Annotated in this window: 13 protein-coding genes; all 13 read left to right on the plus strand. The window is 42.2% G+C overall.

Annotated features, from left to right (window positions below; genetic code table 11):
• Nucleotides 1–273 precede the first annotated feature (273 nt).
• Nucleotides 274–597: a PadR family transcriptional regulator gene (locus tag BZG42_RS01505; RefSeq protein ID WP_024532133.1), complete on the plus strand. Its 324-nt coding sequence runs from the start codon at nt 274–276 to the stop codon at nt 595–597.
• Nucleotides 587–1,099 carry a DUF2812 domain-containing protein gene (locus tag BZG42_RS01510; protein WP_155995370.1) on the plus strand — a complete coding sequence of 171 codons (513 nt, stop codon included), beginning with the start codon at nt 587–589 and terminating at the stop codon, nt 1,097–1,099. Before BZG42_RS01505 ends, BZG42_RS01510 begins: the two co-directional genes overlap by 11 nt.
• 404 nt (nt 1,100–1,503) lie before the next feature.
• Nucleotides 1,504–2,538: a heat-inducible transcriptional repressor HrcA gene (gene hrcA / locus BZG42_RS01515; protein WP_024532131.1), complete on the plus strand. Its 1,035-nt coding sequence runs from the start codon at nt 1,504–1,506 to the stop codon at nt 2,536–2,538.
• 180 nt (nt 2,539–2,718) lie between these two features.
• Complete coding sequence (gene grpE / locus BZG42_RS01520) at nt 2,719–3,210, plus strand: nucleotide exchange factor GrpE (RefSeq protein WP_155995410.1); 492 nt, start codon at nt 2,719–2,721, stop codon at nt 3,208–3,210.
• A gap of 319 nt (nt 3,211–3,529) precedes the next feature.
• The gene (dnaK, locus tag BZG42_RS01525; RefSeq protein ID WP_024532129.1) at nt 3,530–5,359 is read left to right on the plus strand and encodes a molecular chaperone DnaK; all 1,830 of its coding nucleotides are present in this window, start codon (nt 3,530–3,532) and stop codon (nt 5,357–5,359) included.
• Between the two features lie 960 nt (nt 5,360–6,319).
• Nucleotides 6,320–7,456 (plus strand): molecular chaperone DnaJ, encoded by a 1,137-nt coding sequence (gene dnaJ, locus BZG42_RS01530; protein WP_024531638.1) that lies wholly within the window; start codon nt 6,320–6,322, stop codon nt 7,454–7,456.
• 987 nt (nt 7,457–8,443) lie between these two features.
• On the plus strand, nt 8,444–9,271 hold the full coding sequence (locus BZG42_RS01535; protein WP_155995368.1) for a lipoate--protein ligase family protein: 828 nt from the start codon (nt 8,444–8,446) through the stop codon (nt 9,269–9,271).
• Between the two features lie 8 nt (nt 9,272–9,279).
• Nucleotides 9,280–10,482 carry an NADH-dependent flavin oxidoreductase gene (locus BZG42_RS01540; RefSeq protein WP_155995366.1) on the plus strand — a complete coding sequence of 401 codons (1,203 nt, stop codon included), beginning with the start codon at nt 9,280–9,282 and terminating at the stop codon, nt 10,480–10,482.
• Nucleotides 10,472–11,461 (plus strand): MsnO8 family LLM class oxidoreductase, encoded by a 990-nt coding sequence (locus BZG42_RS01545; RefSeq protein ID WP_155995364.1) that lies wholly within the window; start codon nt 10,472–10,474, stop codon nt 11,459–11,461. The genes BZG42_RS01540 and BZG42_RS01545 overlap by 11 nt, the downstream gene beginning before the upstream one ends.
• Before the next feature lie 4 nt (nt 11,462–11,465).
• Nucleotides 11,466–11,798 carry a glycine cleavage system protein H gene (locus BZG42_RS01550; protein ID WP_024531634.1) on the plus strand — a complete coding sequence of 111 codons (333 nt, stop codon included), beginning with the start codon at nt 11,466–11,468 and terminating at the stop codon, nt 11,796–11,798.
• Entirely contained in the window at nt 11,791–12,612 is an 822-nt protein-coding gene (locus tag BZG42_RS01555; RefSeq protein WP_155995362.1) for a protein-ADP-ribose hydrolase, read from the plus strand. Before BZG42_RS01550 ends, BZG42_RS01555 begins: the two co-directional genes overlap by 8 nt.
• Complete coding sequence (locus BZG42_RS01560) at nt 12,590–13,489, plus strand: SIR2 family NAD-dependent protein deacylase (protein ID WP_155995360.1); 900 nt, start codon at nt 12,590–12,592, stop codon at nt 13,487–13,489. The genes BZG42_RS01555 and BZG42_RS01560 overlap by 23 nt, the downstream gene beginning before the upstream one ends.
• On the plus strand, nt 13,476–14,501 hold the full coding sequence (locus BZG42_RS01565; RefSeq protein WP_155995358.1) for a lipoate--protein ligase: 1,026 nt from the start codon (nt 13,476–13,478) through the stop codon (nt 14,499–14,501). Before BZG42_RS01560 ends, BZG42_RS01565 begins: the two co-directional genes overlap by 14 nt.
• The last annotated feature ends 18 nt before the right edge of the window (nt 14,502–14,519 follow it).

Here is a 14,519-nt window from a genome sequence, read left to right on the forward strand (position 1 = left end):
GGGTAGGATGTTTTTTAGCCTGTTATCTAAAATCTGAGAAGTAGCAAAGTAACTTTTTGTTTCAAAAATAGGAATTTCCTATCTTGCTTTCGTTATCTTCAAACTCCAATGGTTCGTTCGCTCGATGTAGTTAGCCTGCTTTTGATTTTCATTGAGTATAAAGTATCAAAACCAGAGGTGAAAATCTTTGGTTTTTTTTGATAGATATATCGAAGTGCGATATAATTTTTATATATTGAGGCTCGATGCACATTGGAAGGGAGGAGGTAAACAATGAATGATAAACTAAAGCGAATCTATGTTCCTATGACAGAAACAGCCTTTTATATCCTCTTTCATTTGCAGAAAGAGCGACATGGTTATGACATTGCCCAACAGACAAAGGCTATAACAGCAGGTCAAGTTGTCATTAGTCCAGGAACTATGTATGGTACTCTTTTCAAAATGGAAAAGGATGGCTTGATTGATTTTGTACGAGAAGAAGACAAGCGAAAGTTGTATCGGATAACAGAAGTAGGGCAGGAGATTTTGGAAATAGAATTGGTCAGAATTGAACGCCTCTATCGCAATAGCAAGGGGAGAGACTATGGAAACTAAGAAAGAAATTTGTTTCTTTTTCCTACCTGATTTTGAAAAGGAAGAAAGATATTTAGCTGAACAGCACCTTCAGGGCTGGAAGCTTATTCAAAATAAATTTGGCCTTTTATTTATCTTTGAAAAGTGTCAACCAGAACACGTAGTCTATCGGTTGGATTTCAAAACTAAAACTCAAGATAATCTTGAATATTTGCAGTTGTTCAAAGATTACGGCTGGGAGTATGTTGGTCGTTGTAACCATTTTTCCTGCTTTAGAAAGAGTAAGGTATTAGGGGAGATTGAACTTTATAGTGATCGTCAGAGCAAGTTTGAGATGATTGGTAGAATCATTGGCAGACAATTTCTAATGGATTTATCCTTGCTTATCTTGTTTACCTTCCTATTCTATTTTTTGGATATGCCTGCGGCTGTTATTGGTATGGCTACCCTTGCTATTCCGGGATTGCTGTATTGTTTGGTTGGTTTGCTGCGCTTGCGCCAGAAATATGAGGAGGTTGGATAATGAAAAAACAGAAGTATATCGCAACTGTAATCAACTCACTTTGTATCTTCGCAGTTATTTTTCTAAATAAACATCGTTTGGCTACTCTTGTTTTTATATGTCTGATTATGCTCCTAAATTTTTGGAATCTAATGGATTTAAAGAAAAAGTGTAAATAGTCTAGCCATTTTCGTTTTTAGGGTGGAAATGACCGGTATGGATAAGATGCAATAGAATAGTACTAGGTCCTTAGACTGATTTTTAGCACTCTTGTAAAAAGAGTGCTAATTTTTTGTCTTTTTCCCTTGACTTTGCTTCTCTAAAGAGTATAATAGAGATAGAAACGCTAGCACTCTATGCATGAAAGTGCTAAAGATAATTTGAAGTCATCAAAGTACTGGCTATCACTCATGAAAGGAGCGAGCATGATTACACAACGTCAAAATGATATTTTGAATCGAATCGTTGAATTGTTTACACAGCATCATGAGCCAGTTGGTTCCAAAACTTTGCAGGAAATGATAGCTTCTAGTTCTGCCACCATCCGTAATGATATGGCTAAGCTTGAGCAGCTGGGACTGCTTGAAAAAGCCCATACTTCCAGTGGTCGTATGCCCAGTCGAGCAGGTTTTCAATATTTTGTCAGCCACTCGCTCAACCTAGAGCATATTGATGAAGATGATATTTATCAGGTGGTTAAGGCTTTTGACTTTGAAGCCTTCAAGTTGGAAGATATTTTGGAGCGGGCTAGTCAGGTCTTGGCTGATTTGACAAGCTACACTTCTGTCATTCTTGATGTGGAACCAACTAGTCAGCGACTGACTTCCTTTGATATCGTTCGATTGAGTAATCATGATGCCTTGGCAGTTCTGACCCTAGACCAATCTAAACCGGTCACTGTTCAATTTGCCATTCCTAAGAACTTTTTAACAAGGGAGTTGGAAGTGTTCAAACGCTTGGTAGATGAACGGTTTGTGGGACAGACAGTCCTGTCTATCCATTACAAGTTGCGGACAGAAATTCCGCAGGTGGTACAGCGTTATTTTACACCGACAGATAATGTTTTGGACTTGATGGATTATATCTTTTCAAATCTTTTCCAAGAACTTGTTTTCATTGGTGGTAAGGTTGCCTCTCTTACCTATGGCAATCTTGCGACCTATCAGTTATTGGATAGTCCGCAGGTACTTGCTGCTGAGTTACGAGAAGGTTTGGCACCGGGACAGTCGACTAGGATTGTGGTTGCAGAGCATAGAGATCCAGCTCTTTCGGATGTGACGGTCATTCATCATCGCTTTCCAATTCCTTATCGTGGGGAGGCACAGATGAGCCTACTAGGTCCTGTTGATATGGATTATCGGAGGCAGATGAGTCTGATTAACATCATTAGTCGTGTCTTATTCATGAAACTGACGGATTACTATAGATATTTGAGTAGTAATCACTATGAAGTAAACTAAGATATGAAAGTGCGAAGGAAACGATAGAAAAATAGGAGAGTGACGCTGTGTCATCAGATACAAGATAGTCTATCTTTTTTCTAGGTTTTTAGCCTGAACTCAGTTGGTTAAGATGTGAAGCGTTAACGAAACAAAAAAGAAGAGGTGAGACATTTGTCAGAAGAAGTTAAAGATGAAGAAATGTTAGGGAAAGCAGAAGCTACGCAAACAGAAGAAGTTGTCGAAGTTCCTGAAAAATCTGAATTGGAATTAGCCAATGAGCGTGCAGAGGAATTTGAAAATAAATACCTTCGAGCTCATGCCGAAATGCAAAATATTCAACGTCGTGCTAACGAGGAACGCCAAACCTTGCAACGTTACCGTTCGCAGGACTTGGCGAAGAAAATCTTACCAAGTTTGGATAACTTGGAGCGTGCGCTTGCTGTTGAAGGTTTGACAGATGATGTGAAAAAAGGAATCGAGATGGTACAAGAAAGCTTGATCCAAGCATTGAAGGAAGAAGGTGTTGAAGAAGTTGAAACAACAACCTTTGACCCGAATCTTCACATGGCGGTTCAAACGGTTCCTGCAGATGACGATCACTCAGCTGACAGTATTGCTCAGGTTTTCCAAAAAGGTTATAAACTCCATGAAAGGTTGTTAAGACCAGCGATGGTGGTGGTTTATAATTAGCCACTGGTGATTGGTGCTTCAGCACCAATCACCAGATGGCAACCGCTATGGCGGCTTGCTTAGGATCCACACTAGCTCCACTTGTTCGGCTAGATTATTTTTGTCAGCTTAGAATAAATTATGAGTTTTTTTAGCTCTGCTTTGGGAATAACTTTGTCCGCAATGACGGTAAACTAGGCGGTAAGTTAGATATCTTTGATGTCGTTGACGCACCCCAGCAGGGCTGATTAGGTCTTTCATAGCCCAAAGGTGAAGAAAGACCTAATCAGCTACTGCCAACTAAATTGTTAAAAAAGAAAAAATAAACGAGGTAATTATTATGTCTAAAATCATCGGTATTGACTTAGGTACAACTAACTCAGCAGTTGCAGTTCTTGAAGGAACTGAATCAAAAATTATTGCCAACCCGGAAGGAAATCGCACAACTCCGTCTGTTGTATCTTTCAAAAATGGAGAAATTATCGTTGGTGATGCAGCAAAACGCCAAGCAGTAACTAATCCAGATACAATTATCTCTATCAAGTCAAAAATGGGAACTTCTGAAAAAGTCTCAGCAAACGGCAAGGAGTACACTCCGCAGGAAATCTCTGCAATGATCCTTCAGTATTTGAAAGGCTATGCAGAGGAGTACCTCGGTGAAAAAGTAACCAAAGCAGTTATTACAGTTCCTGCCTACTTCAATGATGCACAGCGTCAAGCAACGAAAGATGCAGGTAAAATTGCAGGTCTTGAAGTAGAACGTATTGTCAATGAACCAACTGCGGCAGCTCTTGCTTACGGTTTGGATAAAACAGATAAAGACGAGAAAATCTTGGTATTTGACCTTGGTGGTGGTACTTTTGACGTATCCATTCTTGAACTTGGTGATGGTGTATTTGATGTACTCGCAACAGCGGGTGATAATAAGCTCGGTGGTGACGACTTTGACCAGAAGATTATTGACCACATGGTTGCGGAGTTCAAAAAAGAAAATGGCATTGACTTGTCAGCTGACAAAATGGCCCTCCAACGCTTGAAAGATGCGGCAGAAAAAGCTAAAAAAGATCTTTCAGGTGTGACCTCAACTCAAATCAGCTTGCCGTTCATCACAGCAGGTGCAGCCGGTCCTCTTCACTTGGAAATGACACTTACTCGCGCTAAATTTGATGAATTGACTTATGACCTCGTAGAACGTACGAAAGTTCCTGTTCGTCAAGCACTTTCAGATGCTGGTTTGAGCTTGTCAGAAATTGATGAAGTGATTCTTGTTGGTGGTTCAACTCGTATTCCTGCTGTTGTAGAAGCAGTGAAGGCTGAAACAGGTAAAGAGCCAAACAAATCTGTGAACCCTGACGAAGTAGTGGCGATGGGGGCAGCAATTCAAGGTGGTGTGATTACCGGTGATGTCAAAGATGTTGTTCTACTTGATGTGACACCATTATCACTCGGTATTGAAACGATGGGTGGTGTCTTCACCAAGCTTATCGATCGCAACACAACTATCCCAACATCTAAATCACAAGTCTTCTCAACTGCGGCTGATAACCAACCTGCGGTAGATATTCACGTTCTTCAAGGTGAACGTCCAATGGCAGTAGATAATAAGACACTTGGTCGTTTCCAATTGACAGACATTCCTGCGGCACCTCGTGGTATCCCACAAATTGAAGTAACATTCGACATTGATAAGAACGGTATTGTTTCTGTAAAAGCCAAAGATTTGGGTACTCAAAAAGAGCAGACTATTGTGATTCAGTCAAATTCAGGTCTGACAGACGAAGAAATCGACCGTATGATGAAAGATGCAGAAGCAAATGCAGAAGCAGATAAGAAACGGAAAGAGGAAGTAGACCTTCGTAATAATGTTGATCAGGCCATCTTTGCGACTGAGAAAACAATTAAAGAAACAGAAGGTAAAGGCTTTGATGCTGAGCGTGATCAAGCTCAAGCAGCTTTGGATGAGTTGAAAGCAGCCCAAGAAGCTGGCAACTTGGACGACATGAAAGCGAAACTTGAAAATCTCAATGAAAAAGCTCAAGCACTTGCAATGAAGCTTTATGAGCAAGCGGCGGCAGCCCAACAAGCAGCAGCTGGACAAGAAGGCGCAAGCCAAGCAGGTTCATCAAACTCTGGTGATGACGTCGTGGATGGAGAATTTACGGAAAAATAAAAAGGTTCGGGGAACCTTTTTATCCCGAGCTAAGAAACCCGAAAGCGAGGTAGGTTCGGGGAACCTTTTTATCCCGAGCCAAGAAACCCGAAAGCGAGGTAAGGTAAAGACCGTTTAAAAATCCGTATGAAAATAGGGAACTGACACAGTGTGCTTACACACAAGGAAGTTCATCTCTTTTTTAGGTTGCACTCAGTTAAAACAGGATGTGTAACTGCTTTATCTCGAGCTCGAATGTCATAAATAATAAAATCCAAATCCAGAGGTTGAACCCCAGCCTCTGTTTTTGGGTAATGGAACAAAATTGTCAACTAGGGTGGTGGCTAGCTCTAAAAGGAAATCCTTTAATATTATAGATAGGAAGAGACACACTGTTTAGAGTTGTTCTTTTCAGAAGTTTAGCTCAGTTGATATGCCTACAACTCTGTGAAAAAATAAATGTTACTTAGGTGTTAAACTTTATCAGACTGTTTCCAAATTTTCTTGAGTTTCTTAGGAGCTTGTCCACAGAAAACCTTTTATAGAAAGGAATATAGGTGTTCTTAGTTGAACCCAGGCTCCTTATAAAATTATTGAAAGAAACTGAACGCGTCCTAAAAGCTGTGTGAAAAGTCAAAAAGCCTGGGGATAGACTTTTTGAGGAATGCCTGTCGCTCATTGTTTTTTACAACGGGGCTGAAAGTGTCCACTGGACACTTTTACTCCCTATTTTCACTTTGCTTAAACTTTTACAGAAAGGAAGTGTTCGTAACTGAACCCGAGCTATTTTCTACATTTTAAAGAAAGGAATACAAGTTCGGTAATTTAAACACGGGCTTCTTTCTGAGTTTCGTCTATTATTTAACGAAAGGAAATGAACCCGCCCTAAAAGCTGTGTGAAAAAGATAAATCGTCTAGAAAATCAGGATTTTCTGCCGATTTCCTATTTTCACTTTGCTTTTAACGGGCTTGGTATCTTATATGAACAATACTGAATATTACGATCGTCTGGGGGTTTCAAAAAATGCCTCTCAGGACGAAATAAAAAAGGCTTATCGTAAGCTGTCTAAAAAATATCATCCAGATATTAACAAGGATCCGGGTGCGGAGGATAAGTACAAGGAAGTTCAAGAGGCCTATGAGACCTTGAGTGATCCTCAGAAGCGTTCTGCCTACGACCAATATGGTCCAGCTGGAGCTAACGGTGGCTTCGGTGGCGGTGCTGGTGGTTTTAGTGGCTTTGATGGAGCAGGCTTTGGTGGCTTTGAGGATATTTTTTCTAGCTTCTTTGGCGGTGGCGGTGCGACTCGCAACCCAAATGCTCCTCGTCAAGGCGACGATCTTCAATATGCTATCAATCTTAAGTTTGAAGAGGCTATTTTCGGTGTGGAGAAAGAAGTTTCTTATCATCGTGAGGCGGTTTGTCGCACCTGTACAGGTTCTGGTGCTAAGCCGGGAACTAGTCCTGTAACCTGTGGGCGCTGTCACGGTACGGGTGTCATCAACGTTGATACACAAACTCCTCTTGGAACTATGCGTCGTCAGATGACCTGTGATGTCTGTCATGGTCGTGGCAAGCAGATCAAGGAACCGTGTCAAATTTGTCGTGGAACTGGTCATGAAAAACAAGCTCACACGGTAACAGTTAAAGTTCCCGCCGGTGTTGAAACAGGGCAACGGATTCGCTTGGCTGGCCAAGGTGAGGCTGGTTTCAATGGAGGGCCGTACGGTGATCTCTATGTAGTTGTTCAAGTGCAGGCATCTGATAAATTTGAGCGTGAAGGAACGACAATTCTCTACAAACTGGATCTCAACTTTGTTCAGGCTGCGTTGGGAGATACGGTCCATGTGCCAACTGTTCATGGAGATGTTGATATGGTGATTCCTGAAGGTACGCAGACAGGCAAGACCTTCCGACTCAAAGGAAAAGGTGCGCCAAGCATTCGTGGCGGTGCCATGGGTGACCAGTATGTGACGGTCAATGTTGTGACTCCAACAGGTTTGAACGAACGTCAGAAAACAGCCTTAAAAGAGTTTGCAGCGGCTGGTAATATCTCCGTAAATCCACATAAAAAGGGATTCTTTGACAAAGTTAAGGATGCTTTTGAGGATTTGTAAATACTGAAATAAAGACCGGGGACAATCAGTCTCACTGAAAGAGTCATCATTTTGATGACTTTTTTGCGTATGACAGGCATATTGTACATCTGAAGTGCAAGTCTTCTGCGGATACTCGCTACCAGTGGGCTAAATAACGCTGGTTATCGTGGGGGGTAGATTAGATGGTCTAGGGAGAGACCATTTTAAGTCTGATGTTAGAAACCATGACCGTCAGGGGAAGGGATAGCAAAATCATGGTTCTATGGATGGAAATGTAATATTAAGGCGTATATAGCGGATGAGAGGACTCAGGATTCTAAGTCCAAAAAGATCATCGTAATCTATAGGTGTCAATCACGAGAGTAATTGAATTGGGACTATGGTCTTTGTGAAAAAGATAATTTTTCCTAGAGTCTCAGGATTCTTCGTCAGAGCTCCTATTTTCACTTGAACCTTTTAATGTCCTCATATCTTGAGTAAACGAGGAAAACTAAAAACATAAATGATGGCTATTGTGCACAAATGGCTAGTACAAAATAGAATAGGAGTGAGGGAGCCTATGTCTTCTCATTAACAGTTAGTTGAACCACCGTGTGCTAGATTAGCATGCATGGTGGTGTGAGAGGGGATAGAAATTAGTGCCTACTCGATGATGCTAGAGTTGATATGAAACTTCCCTGATGCTTCGTTGACTTTAGGTGTCGGACTCTACTTTAGTTTATATGATGTTTGTGGTATCAAAAAGGTGATTTTTACGCTAACTAACAGTTCTGTAAGATGTTCATTTTGTTTTTTAGAAAATATAGGGGATGTATAAAATCAAGGCAAAGGACGTAGACCAAAAATAAAGACAGAGCTTTGTTATCGTTGTGGATCGGAACTTTTCAATATAGAGCTACAAGCAGCGATGATTTTATCGCTCTGAAAAAAATAGAAGCATTTTTTCGATCGCTATAAATAGTCTATGTTACAATAAGGGTAGAAAATGAAAGAGAATCTTACTTGATGAAATCTTGGTTAGCAGATATGAATATAAAGAAGTATGAAGACAGGTCTGGACTTGCAGTTTCCAAGCAGGGACCGCTAGTTTGGACCGAGGTCTTTTTGCGTGAGGTTAATCGCCAACCTGAATCAGGAATTTTACATTTTTGGCCGATGGAGAAGACACTGATTCTTGGAATGATGGATCGTCAGGTTTCTCAATTTACAAATGGTTTAGATTTTATCCGCCAGGCAGGTTATACTCCTATTATCCGCAGTTTGGGTGGTTTAGCGGTTGTAGCAGACCGAGGAGTTTTAAATATAACCCTCATTTTACCCAACCCTCTGGGCTATAGGCTGGATTTGCAGCAGTCCTATCAGGTGATGGTAGATGTGATTAGACAAGCATTAGCAGATTTTCCTGTTGAGGTAGTCAGTGGAGAGATTCGTGCTTCCTACTGTCCGGGGACCTATGATCTGAGCATTAACGGTCGGAAATTTGCTGGCTTGGCTCAGCGAATTTACCAGAATGCCATTGCTATTTCGGCTTATATCAGCGTATTTGGTAACCAAGATAGCAGAGGTCGATTGGTGGCCGGCTTTTATCAAGCCAGTTTTGTATCTCAAGCAGTACCGGAACGATTCCCACAGATTGATCCTGCTTCTATGGCGACCTTGTCTGAATTAGTAGGAAAAGAGTTGACCATAGAAGGCATGAAAGAACGGATAGAAAGCGTTTTGACAGATCAGGGAGCTATCTTATCAACCTTTTATCCCTCGTCGGAAAATATGTCTGATTTTATGAGTCTAGCTCAAACAATGAAGCAGACGATGGAGAAGGTAGGGATTTAGGAGAAGAGATGCTTTTTTATCAGTCTTTATTTGAAGCTTTGCCCTTAAAACAATCGGTCCTGAGCAATCGTTTTGTCTTGTCCCCTATGGTGACGAATTCTTCCACTGCGGAGGGATTTGTGACCCAAGATGATCTGGATTACGCTCTTCGTAGGGCTGATGCGGCTCCCTTGCAGATTACAGGTGCAGCCTATGTAGATCCAAGGGGGCAGTTGTTTGAATATGGCTTTAGTGTATCCAAGGATGAGGATGTGGCGGGCTTGAGCTGCCTAGCCCGGACCATGCAGTCCAAGGGAGCCAAAGCCGTTTTGCAGTTGACTCATGCAGGACGTTTTGCCAGTCATGCCTTGAATCGAGATAGACTTGTCTACGGTCCTAGTCCTATGAAACTCCACTCTCCATTTTTTCATGAAGTTAAGGAGTTGACAGTGGTAGATCTAGAGGAAATTGTAGAGGCTTATGGTCAGGCAACTCGACGTGCGATAGAGGCGGGCTTTGCGGGGGTAGAAATTTCCTCTGCTCAGAGACTTCTTATCCAGACTTTTTTTTCTACGTTTTCCAATCAGCGGAAGGATCAGTATGGCTGTCAGAGCTTAGACAATCGCTCTCGCTTGGGTTTGGAAGTCTTGAAAAGGGTTCAGGAAGTCATTGATGAGTATGCGCCGAAAGAGTTTATCCTCGGTTTTCGGGCAACGCCAGAAGAAACCAGAGGTGCCAGTGTCGGTTATTCCATAGAAGAATTTTTAAACTTTATGGATCGAGCCTTGGAACTTGTCAAGCTTGATTACCTAGCGATCGCCTCTTGGGGGCATGATGTTTTTCGTAATCGAGTTCGAGGTGCTGGTTGCTACCGGGGAAGGTTAGTCAATCAAGTGGTTCACAATGCCTTAAAGGGACGGTTATTGATCATGGCAACGGGAGGAATCAATTCGGTAGAGAAAGCTGTAGAAGCCTTGAAACATGCGGATATGGTTGGTTTATCCACTCCTTTCATCACCGATCCTGAGTTTGTTCATAAGATTAAGGCAGGCAGACCGGAGGATATTCAGTTACGGATTCGACCGCAGGATTTATCCCAATTAGCCATACCACATGCTTCTTTTAAGGATATTGTCCCTTTGATGGATTATGGAGAATCCCTTCCGAAGGAGTCTCGCGAACTCTTTCGGAGCTTAGAGAAACATTACGAGGAAAATCAACATGAAAATTAGTCTTTTGGACTATGGTCTACTTGATGAGGGGCGGACTCATCACCAAGCGTGGCAGGATAGTCTGGCTTTGATACAGGCAGCAGAGATGCTAGGGTATCATCGTTTTTGGCTAGCAGAACACCATAATGTTCAGGCTCTGAGCATTGGTAGTCCCGAGGTGGTTATTCCTTATCTAGCTAGTCAGACCCAGCGAATCCATTTGGGATCGGGTGGGATCATGGGGCTTCACTATTCACCATATAAAATAGCAGAGCTAGCAGCCAGCTTGGAAAATCTATTTCCAGGGCGTGTAGACATTGGCTTGGGGAACTCTATCGGTACACCGCTAGTGAAGCAGCATATGAAGAGTCTCTTCCAACCTAACCAGTTTGAGGAATGGCTTCAGCAGTTTACGGGCTATCTGACAGGACAAGATGATAGTATTGGAGTCTCGCCTCGACTGTCGATTTATCCAGAAGTATTTACGCTAGGAATGGGTGGACACTCCCTTTCTTTCTCTGCCCGGCTGGGGTTGGGATATGTCTTTGGTAGTTTTCCTTATATAGACCATGATCCTGTGGAGCAGGCTGGTCGTTTGTCACAGATTTATCGACAGAATTTCCAGCCTTCCAATGTGATGAAGCGACCGTATTTTGCCCTAGCTCTTTTTGTAGTGATTGCACCAACTAGTCAGGAAGCGGAAGACTTAGCCAAATCGTTGGATATTTGGATGTTAGGTAAAAGAGAGTTTAATGAGTTTTCCCATTTTCCTAGTCTGAAAACCTACCAGTCCTATCCATTAACGGAAGAGGATAGGAAAAAGATTGCCCAACATCGCAGCCGTATGATTGTTGGGAATCCAGTTGAGGTAAAGACTCAGGTTGATCGTTTGATTGCAGCGAGCCAGCCAGATGAAATTCTCTTTATTCCCCTGCTTGCAGGGATTGATAATCGCTTAAAAGCAATCGAATTGCTAGCAGATAGTATAGAAAGTGAGTAATTGTATGAAAAAATTTGCCAACTACCTTTGGGTAGAAAAAGAAGATGAAGTGTATACCATTCGCATGACTGCTGAGTTGCAAGACGATGTGGGAACACTTGGTTTTGTTAGTTTCACAGACAAGGATGTATTAGAAGTTCATGATGAAATCTTAAATCTGGAAGCATCTAAAACAGTCATGGCGATTTTGACACCGTTGGCTGGTCGAGTGGTAGAGTACAATATTGCAGCCATCAACCAGCCAACCTTGCTCAATTCAGAAAAACCTGAGGAGAATTGGTTGGTTCGCCTGACAGATGTTTCAGAAGAAGCTTTTCTAGCACTCGAAGATGCCTAGAAAAGAGCAGCAGCAACTCCTTCTCATGATTGGTTTATTAAAGACCGAGAAGGGAGAGGAGCAGGATGAACAACTAAAAAACGTAAGCTTGAATGAACTGATGCAGACATGGAGAGGACTGGTGAATCAGCGTCCGGCTGGTCCTGTCTCTAAGGCTTATATGGAAGCAGAAGCTCAGTTCTTAACTGCTTATAAGCAGGCACACCGAGTAGGGTTGGAAGAGTGCTTACCGACGAGAGAGGAGCAGATGTTTCTCTATGAAGGTAATCTGTGTCATTTGCAGGTTGATGCTATTGTCAATGCAGCCAATAGTCGATTGTTAGGGTGTTTTATTCCGAATCATGCTTGTTTGGATAATGCAATCCATACTTTTTCAGGTATAGAGTTACGTCAGTACTGTGCCAAGCTGATGGAGCAAAATAGTGGTCCAGAGGCTGTTGGAAGGGTCAAGGTGACTCCCGCCTTTTATTTGCCAGCAGACTGGATTTTCCACACGGTCGGCCCCTTTATTGCTCCTGGTAAGCCTGTATCACCCATTCGTCGCTCTCTTTTGGAACAATGTTACCGTTCCTGTTTAGATGAGGCCAAGGCGCGTGGCTTGCATAGCATCGCTTTTCCAGCTCTAGCAACTGGAGAGTTTGGCTATCCAAAGGAACAGGCGGCTGAGCTGGCTGTTTCAATTACTCGAAAATGGTTGAGAGATACAGGCTATCGACTAGATATAATTTTTTCAGTCTTCTCATCAGAAGATAGGCTATATTACAAGCAATTATTAGGGAAAAGAGAGGAAGATGTCCATGTGGCAGACGCTTAAACAGAGAAATCGGAGTCAGGCAGAACAGTTGGCTAGTTTGCTGGAAGAAGCAGATGCTGTTGTAGTGGGAATTGGTGCAGGGATGTCTGCGGCAGATGGCTTCACTTATATTGGCCCTCGCTTTGAGAATGTTTTTCCAGATTTTATTGCAAAATATGGCTTTTTGGATATGTTGCAAGCTAGTTTGTTTCATTTTGAAAGTACAGAGGAGTACTGGGCCTTCCAGAGTCGCTTTGTGGCATTGAATTATCTGGATCAGCCAGTCGGACTCTCTTATGTCCGTTTAAAAGAACTGTTAGCAGACAAACCTTATCACATCATAACGACCAATGCAGACAATGCTTTTGGGGTAGTAAATTATGATATGGACAAGGTCTTTCACATCCAAGGGGAATATGGACTATGGCAGTGTAGTCGTCATTGTCACGACCAAACCTATCGTGATGACTCCCTTATTCGTCAAATGATAGCAGAGCAGGCTGATATGAAGATTCCTTATGAGTTGATTCCGAGATGTCCCCTTTGCGATGCTCCGTTTGAAATCAATAAACGCAACGCAGAAAAAGGCATGGTCGAATCGCCAGATTTTTTTGCTCAAAAAGCGCGCTATGATGCCTTTTTAGATCATTATCAAACAGGTAAGGTTCTTTATCTGGAAATTGGTGTCGGCTTCATCACCCCTCAGTTTATCAAACTTCCCTTTCAAACTAGGGTCCAACAAAATCCACAGTCTCTATTTGTCAGTCTCAATCAAAAACATTACCGCCTTCCTCTTCCTATCAGGGAACGCAGTTTGACATTGTCACAAGATATTGCTCAGCTGCTTGAGGATACTCATACAATCTATTTTAAAGGAGAAAAACGTGTACCTTATTGAACCAATTCGTGATGGACAATATGTCCGTGATGGGGCTGTCGCTCTTGCTATGCAGGTTTACGTCCAGCAGAATATCTTTTTGGATGATGACATCCTCTTCCCTTACTATTGCGATCCAAAAGTTGAAATTGGCAAGTTCCAAAATGCCTTGGTTGAAGTGAATGAGGCGTATTTAAAAGAAAAGAATATCTTACTGGTTCGCAGAGATACAGGTGGTGGAGCAGTTTATGTAGATCAGGGTGCAGTCAATGTTTGCTACCTTATCCAAGACAATGGACTGTTTGGTGATTTTAAGCGAGCCTATCAACCAGCTATCCAAGCTCTGCACGAATTGGGGGCTGTTCAGGTGGAGCAGACTGGACGAAATGACCTTGTGATTGAAGGGAAGAAGGTATCCGGTGCAGCTATGACGATCAGTAACAATCGTATTTACGGTGGCTATTCCCTGCTGTTGGATGTGGATGAAGAAGCTATGTCAAAGGTTCTCAACCCAAACAAGAAAAAAATTGAATCCAAAGGAATCAAATCAGTCAAAAGCCGAGTAGGAACCATCCGTCCTTATCTGGCAAAAGAATACCAAGCTGTCACTACTGAGGAATTTAAAAATCTCATGACCTGTAAGCTATTGGGTATCGATTCAATTGATCAAGCCAAACGTTATGAACTGACAGCAAAAGATTGGGCAGCTATAGATCAATTAGTAAGGGATAAGTACAAGAATTGGGAGTGGAATTATGGTAATTCACCACAATATAGCTACCGTAGAGATGGGCGCTTTACTGGCGGAACAGTTGATATTCACTTAGAAGTAGAAAAAGGACGTATCGCTAAATGTCGTATCTATGGGGATTTCTTTGCCAAAGGCAATATCAATGAAGTAGAAGCCAAGTTAATTGGTACTCGTCTGTTGGAAGAGGATCTTCTGGCAGCTCTGGCTAATCTGGATATGGAACATTATTTTGGAAAGATTAGTGCAGAAGAGTTGGTTGGTCTTATTCTGAGTGAAGGATGAAATAGAAAGGGAGATCCA

Origin of the sequence: Streptococcus sp. DAT741 (assembly GCF_009866825.1) — a bacterium.
Lineage (GTDB): Bacteria > Bacillota > Bacilli > Lactobacillales > Streptococcaceae > Streptococcus > Streptococcus ruminantium.

Bases quoted from the DNA above. Each gene is read 5' to 3' on its own strand.
- dnaK (WP_024532129.1), top strand. From the start codon at position 3,530: ATGTCTAAAATCATCGGTATTGACTTAGGTACAACTAACTCAGCAGTT.
- BZG42_RS01560 (WP_155995360.1), top strand. From the start codon at position 12,590: ATGTCCATGTGGCAGACGCTTAAACAGAGAAATCGGAGTCAGGCAGAA.
- hrcA (WP_024532131.1), top strand. From the start codon at position 1,504: ATGATTACACAACGTCAAAATGATATTTTGAATCGAATCGTTGAATTG.
- BZG42_RS01555 (WP_155995362.1), top strand. From the start codon at position 11,791: ATGCCTAGAAAAGAGCAGCAGCAACTCCTTCTCATGATTGGTTTATTA.
- BZG42_RS01510 (WP_155995370.1), top strand. From the start codon at position 587: ATGGAAACTAAGAAAGAAATTTGTTTCTTTTTCCTACCTGATTTTGAA.
- BZG42_RS01540 (WP_155995366.1), top strand. From the start codon at position 9,280: ATGCTTTTTTATCAGTCTTTATTTGAAGCTTTGCCCTTAAAACAATCG.
- dnaJ (WP_024531638.1), top strand. From the start codon at position 6,320: ATGAACAATACTGAATATTACGATCGTCTGGGGGTTTCAAAAAATGCC.
- BZG42_RS01550 (WP_024531634.1), top strand. From the start codon at position 11,466: ATGAAAAAATTTGCCAACTACCTTTGGGTAGAAAAAGAAGATGAAGTG.
- BZG42_RS01505 (WP_024532133.1), top strand. From the start codon at position 274: ATGAATGATAAACTAAAGCGAATCTATGTTCCTATGACAGAAACAGCC.
- grpE (WP_155995410.1), top strand. From the start codon at position 2,719: ATGTTAGGGAAAGCAGAAGCTACGCAAACAGAAGAAGTTGTCGAAGTT.
- BZG42_RS01535 (WP_155995368.1), top strand. From the start codon at position 8,444: ATGAAATCTTGGTTAGCAGATATGAATATAAAGAAGTATGAAGACAGG.
- BZG42_RS01545 (WP_155995364.1), top strand. From the start codon at position 10,472: ATGAAAATTAGTCTTTTGGACTATGGTCTACTTGATGAGGGGCGGACT.